The organism is Falsochrobactrum tianjinense, assembly GCF_019100495.1.
In the GTDB taxonomy this organism is placed as follows: Bacteria; Pseudomonadota; Alphaproteobacteria; order Rhizobiales; family Rhizobiaceae; genus Brucella; species Brucella tianjinense.
Map to the genome: position 1 here is coordinate 1 of NZ_JAHRVA010000002.1, position 18,674 is coordinate 18,674.

Genomic DNA, 18,674 nt, shown 5'->3' on the forward strand with positions numbered 1-18,674 from the left:
TTCGCCCGCTAGTGGGGTCAATATTCCACGCCGAAACACAGCCTCGAGCGAGGATTCGCCATTTTGAGCCGACCCTGCTGCGACCGGGCTGTAACCCGTAACCCCAATACAAGCGCGGCAACCTTCTGCGCCGCGCCCTACGGCAGGGGGAGTGTACTACTCCCCCTGCCGTCCTTGGAGCTTTCGGACCTTAAGTTACGGTTACAAGTTACAGGGGCAACGACCCATGCCGTCCGCTACGTTTTGGGTCGGCCTGCCGGACGCGGTACGGGGCGCTCAGAACCGCCTCAGACGCCGTAGGAGGCATAGGCAGCGGCGGGGGCGGCTTTGGGCATGGGCGTGCCTAAAGCCGCCTGTCGGACGCTCTGACGGCCGTCGGCGCGGGTTATGTGCAGCACGTTTGGTTTTGGGGCACGTAAGGGTCGCGGTTTGGCACTACTCCATGCCCGCGTGGTCAATTCGATCGGTCCGTCAGCAGGTCCGCCGTCGTGGTACCGAGCGCCTTGGCCAGCTTTGCGACCACGGTGATCGTTGGGTTCCTCACCTGCCGCTCAACACCCGAGATATAGGTGCGGTCGATCTCTGCACGGTCGGCAAGCTCTTCCTGGGACCAACCCAGAAGGCCTCGGGCCGCCTTGATGTTTCGGGCCAGTATCGCGCACACGTCTTCCATGCCCACGATAGGCCAGATGTGTAGACGATGAGGCCACGGACTATGAGTCTCATTTTGCTTTCAAATTCCACTTGTTGACTATAGGCTACATCGCATTTTCATCGGGGATGGTGCGATGTGGGATATATTCGTTCAAGCATTTTCGTGGCTGCTACTAATCTTCTTCGTCGGTCAGGCACTTTTCTTCGTCGGCCTCATGCTCTGGACGATCTGGACCGACGCGATCAAGCCGAGGCTGATCCCAGTTGACGACATTGCCCGCGTGGCTGACGACATTATCGCCAGCTATCCCGACCCGGAACTTGAGGCCTTTGCCCGCCACGAGCGCGCGTGGTGCGACAGCGACGGCGCGGAGCAGACCTATTGGTATCGCGTGCGGAAGACCGTCAGGCGGCGGCTGGAAGGGCGCTGAGGCCCGTCAGTCGAACAGAGGGCCGTGACCACCGCCAGCGGCCTTACGGCGAACCTCGTCTTCGCGCGCCTCGCTGACCTCGCGCCAGATGTCGTAGGTCTCGCGCACCATCTGTCTGGTCGAGTTGGTCGAAGCCAAAGAGTTCGACGCCTTCGGCGGTGCTCAGCGTCACCGGGCGCTGGTCATCAGCGGCATCGCCAAACTGCACGACCCCGAGCTGAGCGGCGGTAAAGTCGGGGTTGGCGACCCTGATATGCTCATGCATCATCGAGAAGACAAACCGTCTCGCTTCTGCCGTCAGACGCTTGCCGCGCCGGGGATCGATGAAGATCACCAGCGGGGCACCCTCCAGCGCCGTCACCATCGGCAACCAGTATTCCACCTTCTCGCCGACGCTCAGTGATAGCGGGAAGAAGGCTTGAGAGCGGCTTCGCAAGGCATTTGCGCGCGCGAAGTCGTGCAGACCCTTGGCGACGAGCAGGTTGGCGTTGCATTCGTCGTCGGAGGTCGCCTTTGCCTGTATCAGTCGTTCCAGAACCGGCCACGCGGTCGGGTCGGCAGCCGCGAACATATCAGGCTGAACATTGAAGATATCGGCGAACCGGGCGCGCACTGGTTTGTAGGTGATCGTCGGATGCCCGAGCTTGAAACGCTCAAGTTCGCGCCGCTTCTGATCCGTCGGCAGCGTTGCGACACGGGCAAGATCGATCTCAGGTAAGCGGCGTATCTTCATCCGGTTCTCCCGCGACCGGAGCCGCGCCAACGGAAACCTTGTGGAACTTGAATCGGTTAACGATGACATCATCGGGGATTCGCAACCCCAGCGCAACCGATGTTCTTCCTATGTCCGCAATGTAATCCCAAGGCGCTCCCTTGGCGTGGGAGATGTCCACCAGTCGCCCCGGCGATAGCTGCCCGTAGGACGACATGATACGCGCCAGATGGCGACGAATAGCGGGGTCGTTGGGCAGGTCGAGAGTTATGCGCTCGCCGGTCATCACATTCTGCCCGGTGGCGCGGAAGTCGATAGGAGAACTGCCAGCCGTCTTGAAAGCCGAGTAGGCGGCAGGATGCACCGGCCCGTATTGCCATGCCTCGAAATAGCCGCTGACCAGAGGTCGCTTGGCTTCGATCAGGAAAATGGAGTGGGCGAAGTAGAGGAGTTTTTGCAGTGCAAGATTGGTGACCTTCATCCCCGACCGGTCAGCCTCGTCCAGCATGAGGTTGGCGACGGCTCTCGGATCGTATGGACCACCGGTCATCTGCGCACTTTGACTTCCTCAAGCTGGGAAGTGGTGCCGCTTGCGTGACTCGAACACGCGACCCCATCATTACGAATGATGTGCTCTACCAACTGAGCTAAAGCGGCTTAACCCTTCACACACGGCCATACTATGGCCCTACTAACTTTCACTCACCAGCCCCAACCCACTGGCTTCGAACCTCATTCTCTAGCGGACCCGCTAATTACGAATGATGTGCTCTACCAACTGAGCTAATGCGGCCCTGGAAATGCATTTCGGATCATAACCGGACGGTGCGCTGATAACCAAAAGCACAAAGGAATGCAAGGTCCAAAACGCACAAACCTTATGTTAATTGCAGACCTTATCAGCACAATGCCTCTATCGGCCTATACAAGCACTTCCATCTGCCGGAAAGGGGTTCAGACGAGAGTGCAGAGACGGTTGCGAGCGTCCTCATAATCGCGTGCCAGCCGGTCGATGAGTGTAGCAACTGGCAGAACTTCCTTAACCGCGCCAATCCCCTGACCACAGCCCCATATGTCTTTCCAGGCCTTGGCGCTTTCGCGATGTGCCGCGTCGAAGTTCATTTTGGAGGGGGCAGCTTCTGGCAGATTGTCCGGGTTGAGGCCGCTTCTGGCGATCGAAGGCTTGAGATAGTTGCCGGCAATGCCCGTGAAATAGTTCGAATAGACAATGTCGGCAGAATTTGATTCGATGATCATCTGTTTATATGCGTCAGTCGCACGCGCTTCCGGGGTCGCTATGAAGGGTGAGCCGACATAGGCAAGATCCGCCCCCATGGCCTGCGCGGCAAGGATCGCGCTGCCATTGGCGATTGCGCCAGAGAGCAGAAGCGGCCCATCGAACCATGCGCGAATTTCCTGAATGAGCGCAAAAGGCGAAAGGGACCCCGCATGGCCACCTGCACCCGCTGCTACCGCGATCAGGCCGTCAGCGCCCTTCCGGATTGCCGAATTGGCGTGGCGGTTGTTGATGACGTCATGCAGGACGATGCCGCCATAGGAATGGATGGCCGCATTGACCTCGGGTACGGCGCCCAGCGAGGAAATGACGATAGGAACCTTGTATTTCACGCAAAGAGCCAGATCGTGTTCAAGCCGTTTGTTTGAGCGATGAACGATCTGGTTCACGGCAAAAGGCGCAGCCGGACGATCTGGGCTGGCCGCGTCATAGGCGGCAAGCTCTTCGGTGATTTCAGCCAACCATTCATCGAGTTGGGCTTCGGGGCGCGCATTGAGCGCAGGAAAGGAGCCGATAATACCTGCCTTGCATTGCGCCAGAACCAGAGCCGGATGGGAAATGATAAACAGCGGCGCTCCTACGACCGGAATGCGCAACCCGTTTTTCAAAATTTCCGGCAATGCCATTCTGTTCTCCTATAAATTGACGTTTCCGTAAACGTCATAGTTTTATCATGACCTATGACAACAGCAAGAATAAAACAGTGCGGGAATCAGGATGGCGATTTTGATATTGTCTTGTGTTTTTTATCAAACGGCAGGGGAAAATCGCTTTAAAGTTCATATTTAGCCAATCTGGCAACCATATCGGCTAGCCAAAACATGTATTGAACAGGTAAACCACCTTGATTCAGACACTAATATCGCGGACGCTTGTTTAGCGGTATGCTGAAATGCAGCTTTAATATCGCCGCAATGGCATGACCGAATACGCGAACGAAGGAAGATCGGCCTTTTGGAAAGTATCGAACGCGCAATCAGGAACGCATTCGCAAAGGCGGAGGCGCATAATCCGGCGGCCCGCCAGCGTATTTACGAGGCGGCCTGGGGCGCGCATGAACGCGCGCTTGCGACCAATAATGCGGCATTGAATGACGGGCAGAAAGCACAGCGGCGCCAGAAGCTGAAGGACGCGATCTCTCGAATCGAGCGGGAATTCCTGCCTCGACAGGATACCGCGCCGCAGCGGGAACCATCTTCTGACACTCTCGGATCGGCGGATCCCGTTCTGGGAAGAGCCGCTTTTGAAGCCGGTCCGGCTCTTGATACGGCGGATATTCGCCCGACGCTAAAAAAGAGCAGGCGCAGTGCAGGGGAGGGGTATGAGGCTAGCGCAACCCATCGCAGCCGCACGAAAAAGCGCCGCTCCCCGTTTTACAGCTATGGCATTCCTGCGCTTGTTCTGGTCGTGGCCGTTATGATCGGCTATTCACTTTACAACAGCTTCGCCGATTTCACGCGTGGTTCTTCTTCTCCCTTGCATGCTGATGGCAGTATTGCTCCGGTCATGGAGGGCGAAGACCCGGAAGGACGTCGCTGGATTAATATTTTCACACCGCAAGAGGCGACGCGCATGTCCGTGCAAGGGCGTGGACAGGCGGAAATCATGCGAGAGGGCAATAGTAGTTTCGTGCGCATTCAATCGTTGGGTGTGGGCGACACAATCACCTTCGACGTGGGCGAGGGTGTGCTCAATCAGTTGGCTGGCAAAAAAGCGACCTTCGATATCGTGGCGCGTAGCGAAGGCGAGGGAACCACGCAAATGTCGGTAAGCTGCAATTTTGCTGCTCTGGGCGATTGCGGGCGCAGGCGCTACGACATTCGTGATACGATCGGCGATTTCCTTTTTGATGTGACGTTTCCGGCAGATCAGACAGTGGGCGGCGGCGGTACGATCACGATCAATTCCGATCTTAGCGGCCAAGGCAAGCCGGTCGATATCTACGCGATCCGCGTGACAAGCGCCGCTACTCAGTAATCTGGTTCAATCCTTGCGGAAAAGAATGCGGCCCACCCAGCCGGTTGTGACGGCCAGAAGAACGGCGAACAGGCCATAGAGCAAGCTGTGTTTATGGGCTGCGTCGTAGATGCTTTGTTCGAGACTTGCCTTGACGATTTCTAGACCCGTACTGGCTTCACGCAGGAAAACGCCATTGCGAAACAATAGCGCGCGCGCGCGATGGCGTCCGACCGGCACATTGGCTGACAAGTTCAGCGTGGCGCGAAACAGGGTGCGCGATACGAACTCCACTCCGCCAACACGCTCGCTGTAAAGACCCTCGCGGATTTTCATCTCGCGCAATTCATCAGCAAATTTGGGAATATTGTCCGAAAGGCTCGTCGGGTCCTCTGGTGTCAGGTAAAAGTTGTGCACCCCGACCGAAAGCTGGCGGAATGTTTTCTCGTCGGCAATATCCTGCAAATTGCGCGTTGAGGCTAATGAGTAGGACAGGGGAACGCCTAGAAACGTCTCTGAATTCGCATTGACCCAGACACCCAGATAGCGCTCTTTCTTGCGCATGACCAGATCGCGCGAGGGACCTTGCAGTACGACTATGATGTCGTAGCGGCCCTGACGCTGGATCAGCGGGTCAGCATTATCGAGCGCGCCGAAGATAGTCAGTCGAGTGCCGCCGAAATTCGAGGTGATGGCGATGGTTTCAGTGGAAAGGCCGATCTCGATGGTCTCTTCGGCCGGATTGCGTAATTGCGGCATATTGTTGCCGTCGCCGATGGAGTTGATCTGCGCTGCAGCGGGCAAGACTGCAAGATTCAGGGCCGATGCGGATATGAGCGCGAGCTTTCTCATATCACATATCCGCAATTGAGATGGAGAACAGGTTGTCGGGTCGCACAAACAGGCCAAAGGCGAGGCGCAGGCCGACGGCGAGAACCAGAAGTGCAAGCAGCAGGCGCAATTGCTCGCCGCGCAATTTTTGGCCTGCGCGTGCGCCGTATTGCGCGCCTATGACGCCGCCCAGCATCAGCAGGAAAGCAAGGACGATATCGATCGACTGATTGGCGGTCGCCTGCAAAACAGTTGTGAAAGCTGTAACGAAAGTGATCTGGAACAGCGAGGTTCCCACCACGACATTGGTGGGAACATGCAACAGATAGATCAGCGCCGGAACCATGATGAAACCGCCACCGACGCCCATCACCGATGAAAGCAGGCCGATGAAAAAGCCGATGGCGAGCACCGGAACGATGCTGACATAGATGGTTGAGGTGCGAAAACGCATCTTGAAGGGCAGCTTGTGAATCCATGTATGCTGGCCGGGGCGCCGCGCCGCGCTGGCCTGCCCTTTTTTGGTGCGGCGCAGGGCGCGCAGGCTCTCTACCAGCATCAGTCCGCCGACCGTACCCAGAAAGAAGACATACAGAATGGAGACGATCAGATCGAGCTGGCCGAGATCGCGCAGCCATGAAAAGACGAAGATGCCCACCAGCGATCCCAACAGGCCCCCCGCGACGAGAAACAAGCCCAGTTTGATGTCGAGTGTGCGGCGTTTGAAATGCGCAAGCGCACCCGAAACTGAGGAAGCAATGACCTGATTGGCACCGGTGGCAACAGCGATTGCTGGCGGGATGTTGTAAAATATCAGCAGTGGTGTGATGAGAAAGCCGCCGCCTACACCGAAGAGGCCGGAGAGAAATCCCACGGCAGCGCCCATGCCAAGCAGAACCAGCATGTTGACCGACAATTCTGCAATGGGAAGGTAAATACCCAATTCCGAACCCGGTTATACTACGCATGACATGCAGTCGCTTGCGGTTGCGCCCGGCCGCAAGGCCTGTCCAGTATCGTCTTGCTCTTTCAGGGCGGCGAAGTCAAACCCTGATTCAAAATAGAGTTACCTTATTGGAAGCGCGTAACTTTCCTGCAATATCTTCCGGGAGCGGAAACAAATTATCGCCGGTTTTGAGCCATGCTTTACCCATTCTTTTCGAGAAGCAATTGCACCAATTGCTGGTCCACTTCGCCGGTCGGATTCTGGCCGTTGGCTTTCTGTATTGCAGCGATGGCATTGCGGGTCCGGCTTCCCATCACTCCATCTGCCGCGCCTACGTCATAGCCGTTCTTCTGGAGAATGAGTTGTATGTTGCGCACGGCCTTTTTCATATCCACCGAACTGGTGGCCACAGGTGCGTCTTCTGACCAGCCCTCCGGCACGTCGATGGAATTGGCGGCCTCGTTCAAAGGTTTTGCCTTCCAGAGTTCCACCGCGCCCTTGGCGCGTTTGAGTTGCGCGGGTTTGAGGATTGCGGCAACCTGGTCACGCTTTTGCGCGGAATCCTTGTCGCCCGAATTGGCGGCAAGCGCGAACCATTTGTAACTCTCTTCCAGATCGACCGCCATTCCCAGTCCCTTGGCGGCGAGAATACCCAGATTGAACTGGCTGTCTCTCACGCCTAGTTCCGCAGCTTCCGTAAACCAGCGCACTGCCGCAGCGTTGTCGGGCGCGCCATTGGCTCCCGAAGCATAAAGGACGGCCAGATTATGCATCGCACTGGCATTACCCTGTCCAGCGGCAAGTTGATACCAGTCCTTCGCCTTGGCAAGGTCGCGGGGCATTCCCAGCCCCTTTTCATTGAAATTACCAAGGCGATATTGTGCCGGCGCGTAATTTTGCTCTGCGGCCCGCTCATACCATTTCGCAGCTTGTGCGAAATCGGCGGTAACGCCACGGCCTTCCATATAGCGATTGCCGATCTCGAAGAGGGCGCGGGTGTCGCCCTTGGATGCTGCGTCGCGCAGCGCCTCCGGGCCCGTTTCCTGCGGAATATCCGTGATCGCAGCGTTCTGTCCGGCCTGTTCGGCGGCTGGCGAAGGGGCTGCGAGCACGCTTTCCGCGCGTGGCTCCGTAATCTGCGTGGCCGGAGTGATGGTCTCCGGCATTTGCGGCAATTCCTGCATTTCCACCGTGGCAGGAGCTACAGGTTCGTTGTCTGGGGTGAGGGCGGGTGCGTGAACCGAAGCCGTGGTTGCTGGATCGATTGCGGGCAATTCCGCATGCTGCGAAGCCGGGTCGGCCTGCTCGTCATGTTGTAGAAAAGCCGAGCCGACCTGCAAGCCGGCGATGGCGATCATGACCGCGCCGACGCCCATCAGGATCGGTTTGCGCTGGCGATGGAAAAAGCCGCCGAGCGAGCTTTTCCGATCTTCGGTGCCCTCGGCCAGCTTTTCTTCGATCTGCTTCGATTCATCGGCTGCCTGTTGTGCCGTGCGCCGGGCAACGGAGATGAAATCCGCTTTGCCGCCGGGCTGATCTTTGCCAGCCTCCTGCTGGCTGCGTTCCTCGCGCACACGCCGCATGATCGTGCTGAGATCAAGCGCGCCATCATTATCGGGTTGGGTCGAATCGAGTGTCGGGTTGAGTTCCGGCTCGCGACGTATCTTCGGCGTGAGATGGCCAAGCTTCTCTTCAAGGAGCGGGGAGGCAATATCCGTTTTGCTTTTCTTTTGGGCAGCCACGGGCGTACGAACCACAACAGGTTGCGGTGCTACAGAAAACGGATTGCTGGCCGCAGGCGACTCCCCGTCCCCGTTCATATTCTGCTCAAGATGCGTCAGGCGATCCACCACCTTGACCAGAGCCTCATGCACGGACTGGAAGGACTTCCCGTTGCGTTCTTCCGCCGTGCGCGCAAGGGATTCCAGCGATTTTATATCATTGGAAAGCTGAAGCGCCATGGCGCTGTCGTTCTGCGATCCATGTTCTGAAAGGCGAGCGACGGCGCTTTCGGCGGCTTCGCGCGCTGCATCGAAAACTGCTTCGCGATTGGAGGAAAGCGAGCGCTCAATGTTGTCTAGGCGCGGTTTGAGTTCCGCAAATTCCACAGATGGCTGCACCAGATGCTGCGCGATCGTGGCAAGCTGGCTTTCCAGATTATGAATGGTTTCCTGGCCGATATGATGGCTGGCATATTGCGCGTCGAGCCTTTCGGCCAGCGCTGCAAAACGCTCGTTCAATTTATCTACAATGGCAGGGTTTGGCTCGGATGCCCGCTTCTCCATTGCGGCAAGTTTTCCGGCGATGGTGGCCAGACGAGCGTCGATGGAGCGGTAATCCGAAGAATGCGGATTGTCGATGAGCTTGCCAAGGTGCTGCGCAAGCAGATTGATCTGACGGGCAAGCGGTTCGATGACCTGCTGCGGCAGGTTTGAAGCGCCGTTGAGCGTATCAATACGCTGCGAAAGCTCGCCGAGGCGGCGAAACAGAATATCCGAATTCTGTTCGGCCAGAGATGTGTCGAGCTGTCCGGTCAGTTCTGTCAGCCGCTTTTCGATCCGGTCGAGTCGACCAGTATCCTCACGAGAGGTCTCGCGGTACCGGTTGGCGGCAATCAGTGCGCGGCTGATTTCATTCAGACGATGGTCGATCTGGCGCAGGGCCGCACTTTCCATGACGGTTGCGCTCCTAGGCTGTGAATAGGCTGGTAACTCTGCCGGTTCGCGCACCGAGTTGTGATAATAATCGGGCTGCTGATAACGATGGCTTTCGGGAGGCGTGCTCATCAGCGACAGACGCTTTTCCAGTTCGGTCAAGGTATGGCGCAATTCATCCATCGCATTCGATGCAGGACGGCGCTCCCGCAGGACGTTGAGTTCATCTATTATAGAGCGTGAACCGGATGCCGGATGGGAGTTTGCCATGAGAAGTCACTTTTCCCTCGATAGAACAGCCAAAGGCAAATTTTGCGAATGCACCGCTGTAATGTGATTTGCAGCCGATCTTCTTACAATCATGGTAAATAAGTCGTTAAACTCGCCCTATATTGCCTCAGCGCTTCAATGTTGGGCGAGTACCGCATTTTCTTAATAGGAGCGGTAAACATCAGTGACATAAATTGAGTGTTGTGCATTGGCGAGTGATCGCCACCTCTTTTCCGGTTCTGGAAAACCGTAATTTTCCCGGAGCGGGGTGGAAGGTTTGTCCAAACTGCCCTCTTGCGTGCTCCAATCTTGTATACTAGAATACTTACCTAGCCAGGGGAGTGCTGGCAGGTAGAGGTGAGGAGCAGTTTATAATGAAAAAGCTATTATATGCAGTCGTGGCCGCGACTGCCCTGAGTGCGATGTTTCTTGCGGGACTGGCACAGGCGCAGGAAGTTCCCGCACCGGGCAAGAGTGCGCGTATCGACGCGATCAAGGAAGCGGGCGAGCTGCGCGTAGGCGTTCTGGCCAATCCGCCGTGGCTGGTCGAGGACACCACGGGCTCGGGCGAACGCTGGCGGGGTCCGGCCTGGTCGCTGGCGCAGACCTATGCCGATGATCTCGGTGTGAAACTGGTTCCGGTTCTCGTCTCGCATGAAACCAAGGTTCCGGTTCTGGCAGCCAATCAGGTGGACATGACCATTTCGCCGCTTTCCATGACCAAGCAGCGGCAGGAAGTCGTCGATTTCGTCACCTATTCGCGCACGTCGCTGTGCGTTTTCGGCAAGGCTTCCAACCCCAAGGTTTCCGAAGCCAAGTCGGTTGACGATTTCAACCGTCCGGAAGTGACCATTGCCTATTTCACCGGCGGCGGTGAGGAAAACTGGGTCAAGGAACGTTTTCCAAACGCCACACTGCGCGGTGTCACGAGTGCCGGAACTGCGGCGCCCATGGAAGAAATCATGGCTGGTCGCGCCGATGTTGCGCCGATCAACCGTATTCCTTTCATTGCCCTGAGCAACAATGTAAAGGGGCTGGAAGCGCTGCCGCGCGAGAATAATTGTCAGGACAGCACCGAAGCCGTGAATGAAATCGGCCTCGCCATCGACAAGAACCAGCCCGAATATCTCGAATGGCTACAGGCGGTGACGGAGCCGAAGCTTCCGGAACTTCTCAAGCTTGAAGAAGCCGAAGTCGCCAAAATGTGAACGATTTCAATTCCACACGCGGTCTTTTCCGGCAGCGTGTGGAGGCTGTCCTGTTTCGTGCAGGACCTTCAGAGTTCCAGAATCTTCAGGGTTAATGACAAATGGAATTCAATTTCAGCGCCATATTTGAGAGCTGGCGATTTCTGCTCGATGGGCTGATGGTCACGCTTCTGCTTGCAGCGGGCGTGAGTATATTAAGCTTTCTTCTGGGTCTGCTGCTCGCTTTCGCCCGTCTTTATGGGCCGACATGGCTTAGCAAGATAACCGTTTTTTATATCGATTCCATGCGCGCCATTCCGGTGCTGGTGGTGCTGGTGTGGGTTTATTTTGCCCTGCCCATCGCAACGGGCATAAACCTTCCTCCCTTCTGGTCGGCTTTGTTCTCGCTGTCGCTGCATCTTGCCGCTTATGTGGCGGAAGTCGTGCGCGCGGGTATTCAGTCGGTTCGTCCGGGGCAGGTTCGCGCGGGGCTGGCGCTGGGCATGTCGCAGAGCCAGGTCATGCGTAAGATCGTGCTGCCGCAGGCTTTTGTGCGTATGCTGCCTTCCTTCGGCTCGCTGCTGTCGCTGGCGGTGAAGGATACGGCCATTGCGACTGTGATCGCCGTGCCTGAACTCATGCGGCGCGCCGAGGCGATCGCCGGGCAGAAATATGCACCCGTCGAAGCTTTCACAGCAGTCATGATCCTTTACTTCATCGTCATTTTCCCACTCACCCGAGGCGTCGACATGCTCTACCGCCGCATTTCCTTCCTGGGGCGCTCATGACATTCGACTGGTCCATCATCTGGAAAAGCCTGCCCGCATTGGGCCACGGCGCGCTCATCACCATAGCGCTGACCATATTGACCATGCTCCTTGCGACACCGCTGGGCATATTGGTTGCGGTCATGCGCGAATCGCGTTTCAGGCCCCTTGCGGTGATCGCAACCTGGTATGTCGAGCTGATGCGCAATCTGCCGATCATTCTGGTGGTTTATTGGGCGTTCTATGTGCTGCCCATGATCAGCGGGCTTTCGTTTTCGCCTTTCATGACCGGGCTTGTGGCGCTGGTCGCCAATAATGCCGCCTATAATTCGGAGACGTTCCGCTCCGGTATCCGCTCCATTCGCAAAGGGCAGACCGAGGCCGGGCTGGCGCTGGGCATGAGCGAATGGACGGCGTTTCGCAAGATCGTATTGCCGCAGGCATCACGCCGCGTGCTGCCGGTTCTGGCGACCACATGGGTCACGCTTTTCAAGGACACGTCGCTGGTATCCGTGATCGCTGTCGGCGATCTGGCGCATACGGCCATGCAGATACGCTCCCAGACATTCCGCGTGATCGAGCTTCTGACCGCCATGGCGGCGATCTATTGGCTGCTGGGTTATCCGCAGGCCAAGCTCGTCGACTGGATTCATCGCAAATACGGGGTTACCGAATGACATCTCCCAGAACCGCAGCCGCAAAAACAGGCGATGTCGTCATCGAATATCGCGATGTGCGCAAATCCTATGGCGATTTCGTCGCTCTCAATGGCGTCAGCCTGAAAGTACACCGCGGGCAGGTCGTCTGCCTCATCGGCCCCTCCGGCTCGGGAAAATCGACCTTGCTGCGCTGCACCAATGGTCTGGAAGCCATGAGCGGCGGAGAGATCCTGATCGATGGCGAACCGCTTACGCAGGACCCGAAACAGGCGCGCTCCATGCGCCAGCGCATGGGCATGGTGTTCCAGAATTTCGAGCTTTTTCCGCACAAGAATGCGCTCGGCAATATCATGATGGGGCCGACAACCGTTCTGGGGCTGTCTGAGAAGCAGTCGCGCGAGCGTGCCGTCGCATTGCTGGCCAAGGTGGGCCTGTCCGACAAGGCGGATAATTATCCCTCCAATCTCTCCGGCGGCCAGCAACAGCGCGTGGCCATCGCCAGAGCACTTGCAATGGAACCGGAAGTCATGCTCTTTGATGAGCCGACTTCGGCGCTTGATCCCGAAACCATCGGTGAAGTGCTCAACGTCATGAAAAGGCTGGCGGATGACGGAATGACCATGATTGTCGTGACCCATGAAATGACTTTTGCGCGCCGGGTGGCGGATCATGTCGTCGTTTTTGCCAACGGCCAGATCATTGAGCAGGGACCGCCGGAGCAGATTTTTGACAATCCGCATACGACCCGCACGAGGGATTTCCTGAGCCATCTGGGCTGGGACGGTTAAAGATGAATGATACTCCGGCCAGCCCGATCCAGCTTCAGGAAAAATCTGCGCATGGTGGCGGGGTTCCGCCTGCGGTTGGAACCATTCTCGAAGCCATCCGCAACGACATCATCACCTTGCGGCTGATGCCGGGAAAGCGCGTCTCTGAGAACGAGTTGGCACGGCATTTCGGCACCAGCCGTACGCCAGTGCGCGAGGCGCTGCTGCGGCTGGTCGATCAGGGGCTGGTCGAGGTCTGGCCGCAGCGCGGCACCTTCATCATGCCGATTTCGCTGTCTGCGGTGCGGCGCGCGCGCTTTGTGCGTAACGCTGTGGAGATCGCGGTATTCAGGCGCGCGGCGGAAGAGGGGCTTGGCGAGGATGTTCTGGCCGAACTCGATGGGATCATTGCCGCGCAAGAAAACTCGAAGGATTCGCCCGAAGACTTCACTATGGCAGACGATGCTTTTCATCGCACCATCGCCAACAGCATTCGCGTTGGCGATCTCTGGGGTCTGCTCGAACGTGAAAAAGCTCAGTTCGACCGACTGCGCTTTCTAAGCCTGCCCAACGTCACGCCCGTTGAATTGCTCATCGAACAGCATAAGGACATGCTCGCGGCTATACGCCAGCGCGATCCGGCGGCAGCGGAAGCGGCTGTGCGCGTGCATCTTTCGGAAGTACTGAAAGTTACCGAGCACCTTGCGCAGCGTTATCCGAATCTGATCGTCAACGATGACTGACGCACAAATTTGCCGCCTCATACGCGATTGATTCCGTCACGCCGTCTGACAACATGCGTTGCAGGCAGGCTTTGACCTGTTGTGCAAAAAGGCCTCCTTTGAGCACAGACGGCAATAATCCAGGTAATCCGGCATAAGCGGAAAATATTGCATCGGCAGTTGAGAGATGGCTGAGTGCTGCTGAAATCTCGTTTGCGCGCGGGTCGTTCAGGGGATAGGTTTTGCCTATATCGTTATAACCTAACCCATAACGCATCCATGCCGCGGCGGCGAAGGCAAAAGGCGTGGTATCGCCGCCCTTTTCCAGCGTGTCGAGTGCGGGGGCAAAAATGCGCTGGGGCATTTTCTCGGTACCGTCCATGGCAATCTGCCGTGTTTCATGCGCAATGGCGCGGTTGCGGAAGCGCTCCGCAAGCGCCTGTGCATAGGTATCAAGATTGATATCGATTGGAGGAAGGGTCTTTGCCGCTGCCCGCAAATGGCGCAGCACCAGCTTGTTGAGCGCTGCATCCGCCATTACATCGCGCACATAGGTTTTACCCGCCAGAAAACCGGTATAGGCCAGCATGGAATGACTGCCATTGAGCATACGCAGCTTCATCATCTCGAACGGGCGCACATTGTCGGTGAATGTCGCCCCCATGGCCTCCCACACCGGACGGCCATGGGGGAAATTATCCTCAATGACCCATTGCGAAAAAGCCTCCGTCTCGATTGCTGCTTCATCGTCGCAGCCTGTGGCGAGCGCGGCGTCGGTGCGGGTTTGCGCCGTTGCCTGCGGCGTAATGCGGTCAACCATCGTGGCAGGAAAGGCAACCTCGCTTGCGATGCGTTCGGCCAGATTGGCACCATGCGCGCGCCGGGCGAAATCGATGACAGCAGCGCGCAGCAATGCGCCATTGTCGGGCAGATTATCGCAACTCAATATGGTGAAAGGCGGTTGGGAAGCATCAAAACGTCGTTTCAACCCCAATGTCAGCAGGCCCAGTACGCCTTTTGGCGCGTGAGGTTCGGCCAGGTCGGCCTTGATTGCCGGATGATCGGGGTCGCAGCCGCCGCTGCGCAGCAGGCCATAGCCTTTTTCCGTGACGGTTATGCTCACAATATGGCAGGCGGGATGAACGATGGCGGCCAATGCATACGCGCCGACGCCCGGCCCCGAAAGCACATGGGAGATCGAACCGATGACGCTGGCGCGGTTTTCCTCGCCGCGCACGATCAGCGTGTAGCGTCCGTCCTGAGCATTCAATGCTTGTGCCACATCGGTCCCGCGCAGCGACACACCGATAATGCGCCAGTTGCCGGGAGCGACCGCCAATGCCGCATCCGTATAGGCTGCGATATGCGCGCGTGCAAAAGCCCCCAGACCCAGATGCACAATGCCTGCATTATGGGTTTCCGGCTGATAATCGGGCCATGAAGCGCCGTCCGATCGGGGGCTGTTTGCGGATAGTCTCATCAGGCTTGCCTTGCGAAAGAAGGGTGTTCCAGCGCGGTCATGATGCCGCGCAGCTCCGCCAGTCCCTTGAGACGACCAATCGACGGATAGCCGGGCTGGCCCCTGCGGCTCAGATCGTCAAGAATATCCTGACCGTGATCGGGGCGGATCGGTAACTGCCAGTCCTTGCGGCCTGCGGTCTTGCGGCGGCGTTCTTCCGCCAGAATAGCTGCGATCATCGCTACCATATCGGTGCCGCCTTCCAGATGGCCCGCTTCGTAGAAAGAGCCGTAATTGCCGGGATCCTCGATCATGACATTGCGCAGGTGGAGGAAGTGGACGCGATCCCCAAGGCGCTGCATCATTCCGGGCAGGTCGTTGTCACGCCGTGTTCCGAGCGAACCGGTGCAGAGCGTGATGCCGCTTGCCGGAATGTTCACCGCCTCGATCATCTGCCGGTAATCCGCTTCCGTCGACATGATGCGCGGCAGGCCAAGCAGCGAAAACGGCGGGTCGTCGGGATGGCAGCAGATACGCACTCCCAGTTCTTCGGCCAGCGGAGCGACTTCGGCCAGAAAATCGAACAGATGGCCACGCAGTTTTTCCGCGCTGATATTATCATATTCCGCCAGATGCTGGCGTACATCGGCAAGGCTGAAAGTCTCGGCGGTGCCCGGCAGGCCATAGACCACATTTACTGCAAGTTGCTCTCGCCGTTCCTCGCTCATGGCGTTGAAGCGCTCCTTTGCAGCCTGCACCACATCATCAGAAAAGCTTTCGGAAGCGCCGGCGCGTTGCAGGATGTGAATATCGAAAGCCGCAAAATCAATGAGATCGAAGCGCATGCATGTCGCACCGCTATCCAGCCGCCAGGCCAGATCGGTCCGCGTCCAGTCCAGCACCGGCATGAAATTATAGCAGATGGTCTCTATCCCGGCGCGGGACAGATTGGTTAGGCTCGTTTTCCAATTGGCGAGATGGGTTTTCCAGTCACCCGTCTGTCTCTTGATGTCTTCGGACACGGGCAGGCTTTCGACTACTTCCCATTTGAGGTGTGACGGTGCTCCATCTTCCATTCGCCCGATCTCTGCCTGCCGCAGTGCAATCTCTTCGGGCGTCCACACGATTCCGGTTGCCACATGGTGCAGAGCGGAAACAACGCCCTCTACGCCCGCCTGCCGCATGTCGTCAATCGACGTGAGGTCCTTTGGTCCGAACCATCGCCATGTCTGCCGCATTCCATTCCTCCATGAATCCGAAACTGCTTCTAGCATATGGTAGACTAGTATGGAAGATAGTTGGGCGCACTCACTTTCAACTAAATTTCACTCTGGGAAGAAGTTTCGAGGGGTGATTCCGGCCTGCCGTCACGGCGATGTGCGCGTCCAAAGGCGAAATGTGTTTCGATCTGGGACAAAAATCATTGTCGACTTCGTCAGATCAAAGGGCATTTCGTCAATATGTATAGGATTAGCGCAGAATATTATCGATTTAACGGGTTGTTTGTTCAAACATTCGATGGAAGAGTTTCCATCAATAAAGGGCGATTTGAAAAAGGGAGAGGATCGGGGGACCTGTAGCCCGGATATTCAGATGGAAAATTTGTGAGCTGATATTTCTGGGAGGAAATTACTGCATGCCTGCAAGGCCGGAATTGTACGCCGACACCATTCTGTTTAATGGTACGATCTGGTGTGGTTATGAAGAGGGAACCGTCGAGGCACTGGCGATCTGGCAGGGCAAGGTTCTGGCGACGGGAAACCAGACGGAAATCGTGGCCGCCTATAAGGGCGCCGATACGCGTCTGGTGGACCTCAAGGGCGGTTTCGCCACGCCCGGCCTAAACGATGCGCATCTTCATCTGATTTCGCTCGGATTGACGCTGCACTGGATCGACGCGACATCACATGCGGCACCTACGCTCGACAGTTTGCTGGAGGCGATCCGCCGCAAGGCTGCTCAAACGCCGCCCGGCGCGTGGGTCATGGCGCGCGGCTATGATCAGACAAAACTCGATACGGGACGTCATCCCCTCAAGGAAGAACTGGACGCGGTAGCGCCCGATAACCCGGTCATGCTGGTTCGTGCCTGCGGGCATGTGGCGATCTTCAATTCCGCTGCTTTCAAGCTGGCGGGGGTGGACGAAAATACGCCCGTACCCGAAGGTGGCCTGATCGGGCAGAAGGACGGTAAGTTGACGGGCATGGTCGCGGAAAACGCGCAAGGCCTCGTGCGCGCAGCCATTCCCGACCCCACGACCGAGCAGATGATTGATGCCATTGAGGCGGCGGGCAATCTGCTGCTTTCCTATGGCATTACCAGCGTCATGGATGCAGCAGTGGGACAGGTTGCCGGTTTCGACGAGATCCGCGCCTATAATCTCGCCCAGCTGCAAAAGCGCCTGCCAGTGCGTAGCTGGCTGGTGTTGCTCGGCGATCCGGGCAAGTCCATTGTCGAGCAATGCTACGAGACGGGCCTCGTTTCCGGCGTTGGCGACGATATGGTCAGGATCGGTGCCGTCAAGATATTCCTCGACGGATCGGCGGGCGGGCGCACCGCATGGATGAGCAGGCCCTATCTGGGTGACGACAACAATACGGGTGTGCAGATTCTACCCGATGCAGAGCTTGAAGCTCTGGTGCTCGACTGGCACGGAAAGGGCTACCAGTTCGCTTGTCACGCCATTGGCGATGCGGCAATCGGCCAGCTTATCACCGCTTATGAAAAGGCGCTTGCCGTGCATCCCGATGCTGACCGGCGACACCGCATCGAACATTGCGGCTTTTCCACATCGCAGCAGCACGAACGCATGCGCAAAGCGGGCATTTATCCGTGTCCGCAGCAGGTTTTCATTTATGATTTCGGCGATGCCTATATTTCCGTTCTGGGTGAGGAAAGGGCGCTGCCGAGCTATCCATTGAAGACATGGAAGAACCTTGGATTCAAGCCTGCGACAGGCAGCGATTCGCCCGTTTGCCATCCCAATCCCTATCCGAACATCTATTCCATGCTGACGCGGGAAACCGGCAAAGGGACGGTGATGGATGCGAATGAGCGGGTTACGATCGAAGAGGCCTTGCAGGTCTATACCGAATATGGTGCATTCTCCCAGAAGCTTGAGAATGCGAAGGGGAGGCTTGTACCGGGGCAGATGGCGGACATTGCGGTTTTCTCACGTAACATGCTGACTGCAAAGCCGGAGGAAATCCTGAACGATACGCAATGCATGCTCACCATTCGCGGGGGCGAAGTGGTGTTCGAGCGTCAATAAGCCGGGGGGCGCCGGGCGGTTTGGCATCTTGCTGTGCCGCCCGGATAAACGGTCCGGAAGAACCAGAACAATAATCTTAAAGGGGAAAGAA

General features: G+C 57.3%; 16 protein-coding genes, 1 tRNA gene and 1 pseudogene. 8 read left to right on the forward strand and 10 right to left on the reverse strand.

Annotated features, from left to right (window positions below; all coding sequences use genetic code 11):
* Window positions 1-454: 454 nt before the first annotated feature.
* Window positions 455-673, reverse strand: coding sequence for a helix-turn-helix domain-containing protein (locus KUG47_RS05645; protein ID WP_217676998.1), 219 nt, complete (start codon window positions 671-673; stop codon window positions 455-457).
* Between the two features lie 115 nt (window positions 674-788).
* Between KUG47_RS05645 and KUG47_RS05650 the strand changes: the two genes are divergently transcribed.
* Entirely contained in the window at window positions 789-1,085 is a 297-nt protein-coding gene (locus KUG47_RS05650; RefSeq protein ID WP_217676999.1) for a hypothetical protein, read from the forward strand.
* 6 nt (window positions 1,086-1,091) lie between these two features.
* Here the strand turns inward: KUG47_RS05650 and socB are convergent.
* The 4 genes and pseudogenes from socB to KUG47_RS05670 all read right to left on the reverse strand — a co-directional run bounded on the left by socB (window position 1,092) and on the right by KUG47_RS05670 (window position 3,720).
* Window positions 1,092-1,818: pseudogene (gene socB / locus KUG47_RS05655) on the reverse strand (type VI toxin-antitoxin system SocB family DNA replication inhibitor toxin).
* Window positions 1,796-2,347, reverse strand: coding sequence for a type VI toxin-antitoxin system SocA family antitoxin (socA, locus tag KUG47_RS05660; protein WP_217677000.1), 552 nt, complete (start codon window positions 2,345-2,347; stop codon window positions 1,796-1,798). Before socA ends, socB begins: the two are co-directional and overlap by 23 nt.
* A 31-nt stretch (window positions 2,348-2,378) precedes the next feature.
* A tRNA-Thr gene (locus tag KUG47_RS05665) sits at window positions 2,379-2,454 on the reverse strand.
* 297 nt (window positions 2,455-2,751) lie between these two features.
* Complete coding sequence (locus tag KUG47_RS05670) at window positions 2,752-3,720, reverse strand: NAD(P)H-dependent flavin oxidoreductase (RefSeq protein WP_217677001.1); 969 nt, start codon at window positions 3,718-3,720, stop codon at window positions 2,752-2,754.
* 328 nt (window positions 3,721-4,048) lie between these two features.
* Here KUG47_RS05670 and KUG47_RS05675 point away from each other — a divergent pair, with 328 nt between their 5' ends.
* Window positions 4,049-5,071: a hypothetical protein gene (locus KUG47_RS05675; RefSeq protein WP_217677002.1), complete on the forward strand. Its 1,023-nt coding sequence runs from the start codon at window positions 4,049-4,051 to the stop codon at window positions 5,069-5,071.
* A gap of 6 nt (window positions 5,072-5,077) precedes the next feature.
* On the opposite strand, the gene KUG47_RS05680 is transcribed toward KUG47_RS05675, so the two are convergent.
* From KUG47_RS05680 to KUG47_RS05690, 3 genes are all read right to left on the reverse strand, one after another.
* The gene (locus KUG47_RS05680) at window positions 5,078-5,902 is read right to left on the reverse strand and encodes a TIGR02186 family protein (protein WP_217677003.1); all 825 of its coding nucleotides are present in this window, start codon (window positions 5,900-5,902) and stop codon (window positions 5,078-5,080) included.
* Between the two features lies 1 nt (window position 5,903).
* Window positions 5,904-6,785, reverse strand: coding sequence for a sulfite exporter TauE/SafE family protein (locus KUG47_RS05685; RefSeq protein WP_422718064.1), 882 nt, complete (start codon window positions 6,783-6,785; stop codon window positions 5,904-5,906).
* A gap of 242 nt (window positions 6,786-7,027) precedes the next feature.
* Window positions 7,028-9,751, reverse strand: a complete 2,724-nt coding sequence (locus KUG47_RS05690; RefSeq protein WP_217677005.1) for an SEL1-like repeat protein — start codon at window positions 9,749-9,751, stop codon at window positions 7,028-7,030.
* 374 nt (window positions 9,752-10,125) lie between these two features.
* Between KUG47_RS05690 and KUG47_RS05695 the strand changes: the two genes are divergently transcribed.
* From KUG47_RS05695 to KUG47_RS05715, 5 genes are all read left to right on the forward strand, one after another.
* Complete coding sequence (locus KUG47_RS05695) at window positions 10,126-10,959, forward strand: substrate-binding periplasmic protein (protein ID WP_217677006.1); 834 nt, start codon at window positions 10,126-10,128, stop codon at window positions 10,957-10,959.
* A 101-nt stretch (window positions 10,960-11,060) separates the two neighbouring features.
* The gene (locus tag KUG47_RS05700) at window positions 11,061-11,726 is read left to right on the forward strand and encodes an amino acid ABC transporter permease (protein ID WP_217677007.1); all 666 of its coding nucleotides are present in this window, start codon (window positions 11,061-11,063) and stop codon (window positions 11,724-11,726) included.
* The gene (locus KUG47_RS05705) at window positions 11,723-12,382 is read left to right on the forward strand and encodes an amino acid ABC transporter permease (RefSeq protein ID WP_217677008.1); all 660 of its coding nucleotides are present in this window, start codon (window positions 11,723-11,725) and stop codon (window positions 12,380-12,382) included. The genes KUG47_RS05700 and KUG47_RS05705 overlap by 4 nt, the downstream gene beginning before the upstream one ends.
* On the forward strand, window positions 12,379-13,152 hold the full coding sequence (locus tag KUG47_RS05710; protein ID WP_217677009.1) for an amino acid ABC transporter ATP-binding protein: 774 nt from the start codon (window positions 12,379-12,381) through the stop codon (window positions 13,150-13,152). Before KUG47_RS05705 ends, KUG47_RS05710 begins: the two co-directional genes overlap by 4 nt.
* A 2-nt stretch (window positions 13,153-13,154) precedes the next feature.
* Window positions 13,155-13,874 carry a GntR family transcriptional regulator gene (locus KUG47_RS05715; protein ID WP_217677010.1) on the forward strand — a complete coding sequence of 240 codons (720 nt, stop codon included), beginning with the start codon at window positions 13,155-13,157 and terminating at the stop codon, window positions 13,872-13,874.
* Here the strand turns inward: KUG47_RS05715 and KUG47_RS05720 are convergent.
* The gene (locus KUG47_RS05720) at window positions 13,861-15,333 is read right to left on the reverse strand and encodes a mannitol dehydrogenase family protein (protein ID WP_217677011.1); all 1,473 of its coding nucleotides are present in this window, start codon (window positions 15,331-15,333) and stop codon (window positions 13,861-13,863) included. The genes KUG47_RS05715 and KUG47_RS05720 overlap by 14 nt on opposite strands.
* Window positions 15,333-16,550: a mannonate dehydratase gene (uxuA, locus tag KUG47_RS05725; RefSeq protein WP_217677012.1), complete on the reverse strand. Its 1,218-nt coding sequence runs from the start codon at window positions 16,548-16,550 to the stop codon at window positions 15,333-15,335. Before uxuA ends, KUG47_RS05720 begins: the two co-directional genes overlap by 1 nt.
* Before the next feature lie 398 nt (window positions 16,551-16,948).
* On the opposite strand from uxuA, the gene KUG47_RS05730 reads away from it, so the two are divergent.
* Complete coding sequence (locus tag KUG47_RS05730; RefSeq protein ID WP_217677013.1) at window positions 16,949-18,583, forward strand: amidohydrolase; 1,635 nt, start codon at window positions 16,949-16,951, stop codon at window positions 18,581-18,583.
* The last annotated feature ends 91 nt before the right edge of the window (window positions 18,584-18,674 follow it).

Coding starts and splice junctions, on each gene's coding strand:
- KUG47_RS05690 (WP_217677005.1), bottom strand. CDS start 9,751: ATGGCAAACTCCCATCCGGCATCCGGTTCACGCTCTATAATAGATGAA.
- KUG47_RS05695 (WP_217677006.1), top strand. CDS start 10,126: ATGAAAAAGCTATTATATGCAGTCGTGGCCGCGACTGCCCTGAGTGCG.
- KUG47_RS05705 (WP_217677008.1), top strand. CDS start 11,723: ATGACATTCGACTGGTCCATCATCTGGAAAAGCCTGCCCGCATTGGGC.
- KUG47_RS05715 (WP_217677010.1), top strand. CDS start 13,155: ATGAATGATACTCCGGCCAGCCCGATCCAGCTTCAGGAAAAATCTGCG.
- KUG47_RS05685 (WP_422718064.1), bottom strand. CDS start 6,785: ATGCTGGTTCTGCTTGGCATGGGCGCTGCCGTGGGATTTCTCTCCGGC.
- KUG47_RS05730 (WP_217677013.1), top strand. CDS start 16,949: ATGCCTGCAAGGCCGGAATTGTACGCCGACACCATTCTGTTTAATGGT.
- KUG47_RS05710 (WP_217677009.1), top strand. CDS start 12,379: ATGACATCTCCCAGAACCGCAGCCGCAAAAACAGGCGATGTCGTCATC.
- KUG47_RS05645 (WP_217676998.1), bottom strand. CDS start 673: ATGGAAGACGTGTGCGCGATACTGGCCCGAAACATCAAGGCGGCCCGA.
- uxuA (WP_217677012.1), bottom strand. CDS start 16,550: ATGCGGCAGACATGGCGATGGTTCGGACCAAAGGACCTCACGTCGATT.
- socA (WP_217677000.1), bottom strand. CDS start 2,347: ATGACCGGTGGTCCATACGATCCGAGAGCCGTCGCCAACCTCATGCTG.
- KUG47_RS05720 (WP_217677011.1), bottom strand. CDS start 15,333: ATGAGACTATCCGCAAACAGCCCCCGATCGGACGGCGCTTCATGGCCC.
- KUG47_RS05680 (WP_217677003.1), bottom strand. CDS start 5,902: ATGAGAAAGCTCGCGCTCATATCCGCATCGGCCCTGAATCTTGCAGTC.
- KUG47_RS05670 (WP_217677001.1), bottom strand. CDS start 3,720: ATGGCATTGCCGGAAATTTTGAAAAACGGGTTGCGCATTCCGGTCGTA.
- KUG47_RS05700 (WP_217677007.1), top strand. CDS start 11,061: ATGGAATTCAATTTCAGCGCCATATTTGAGAGCTGGCGATTTCTGCTC.
- KUG47_RS05650 (WP_217676999.1), top strand. CDS start 789: ATGTGGGATATATTCGTTCAAGCATTTTCGTGGCTGCTACTAATCTTC.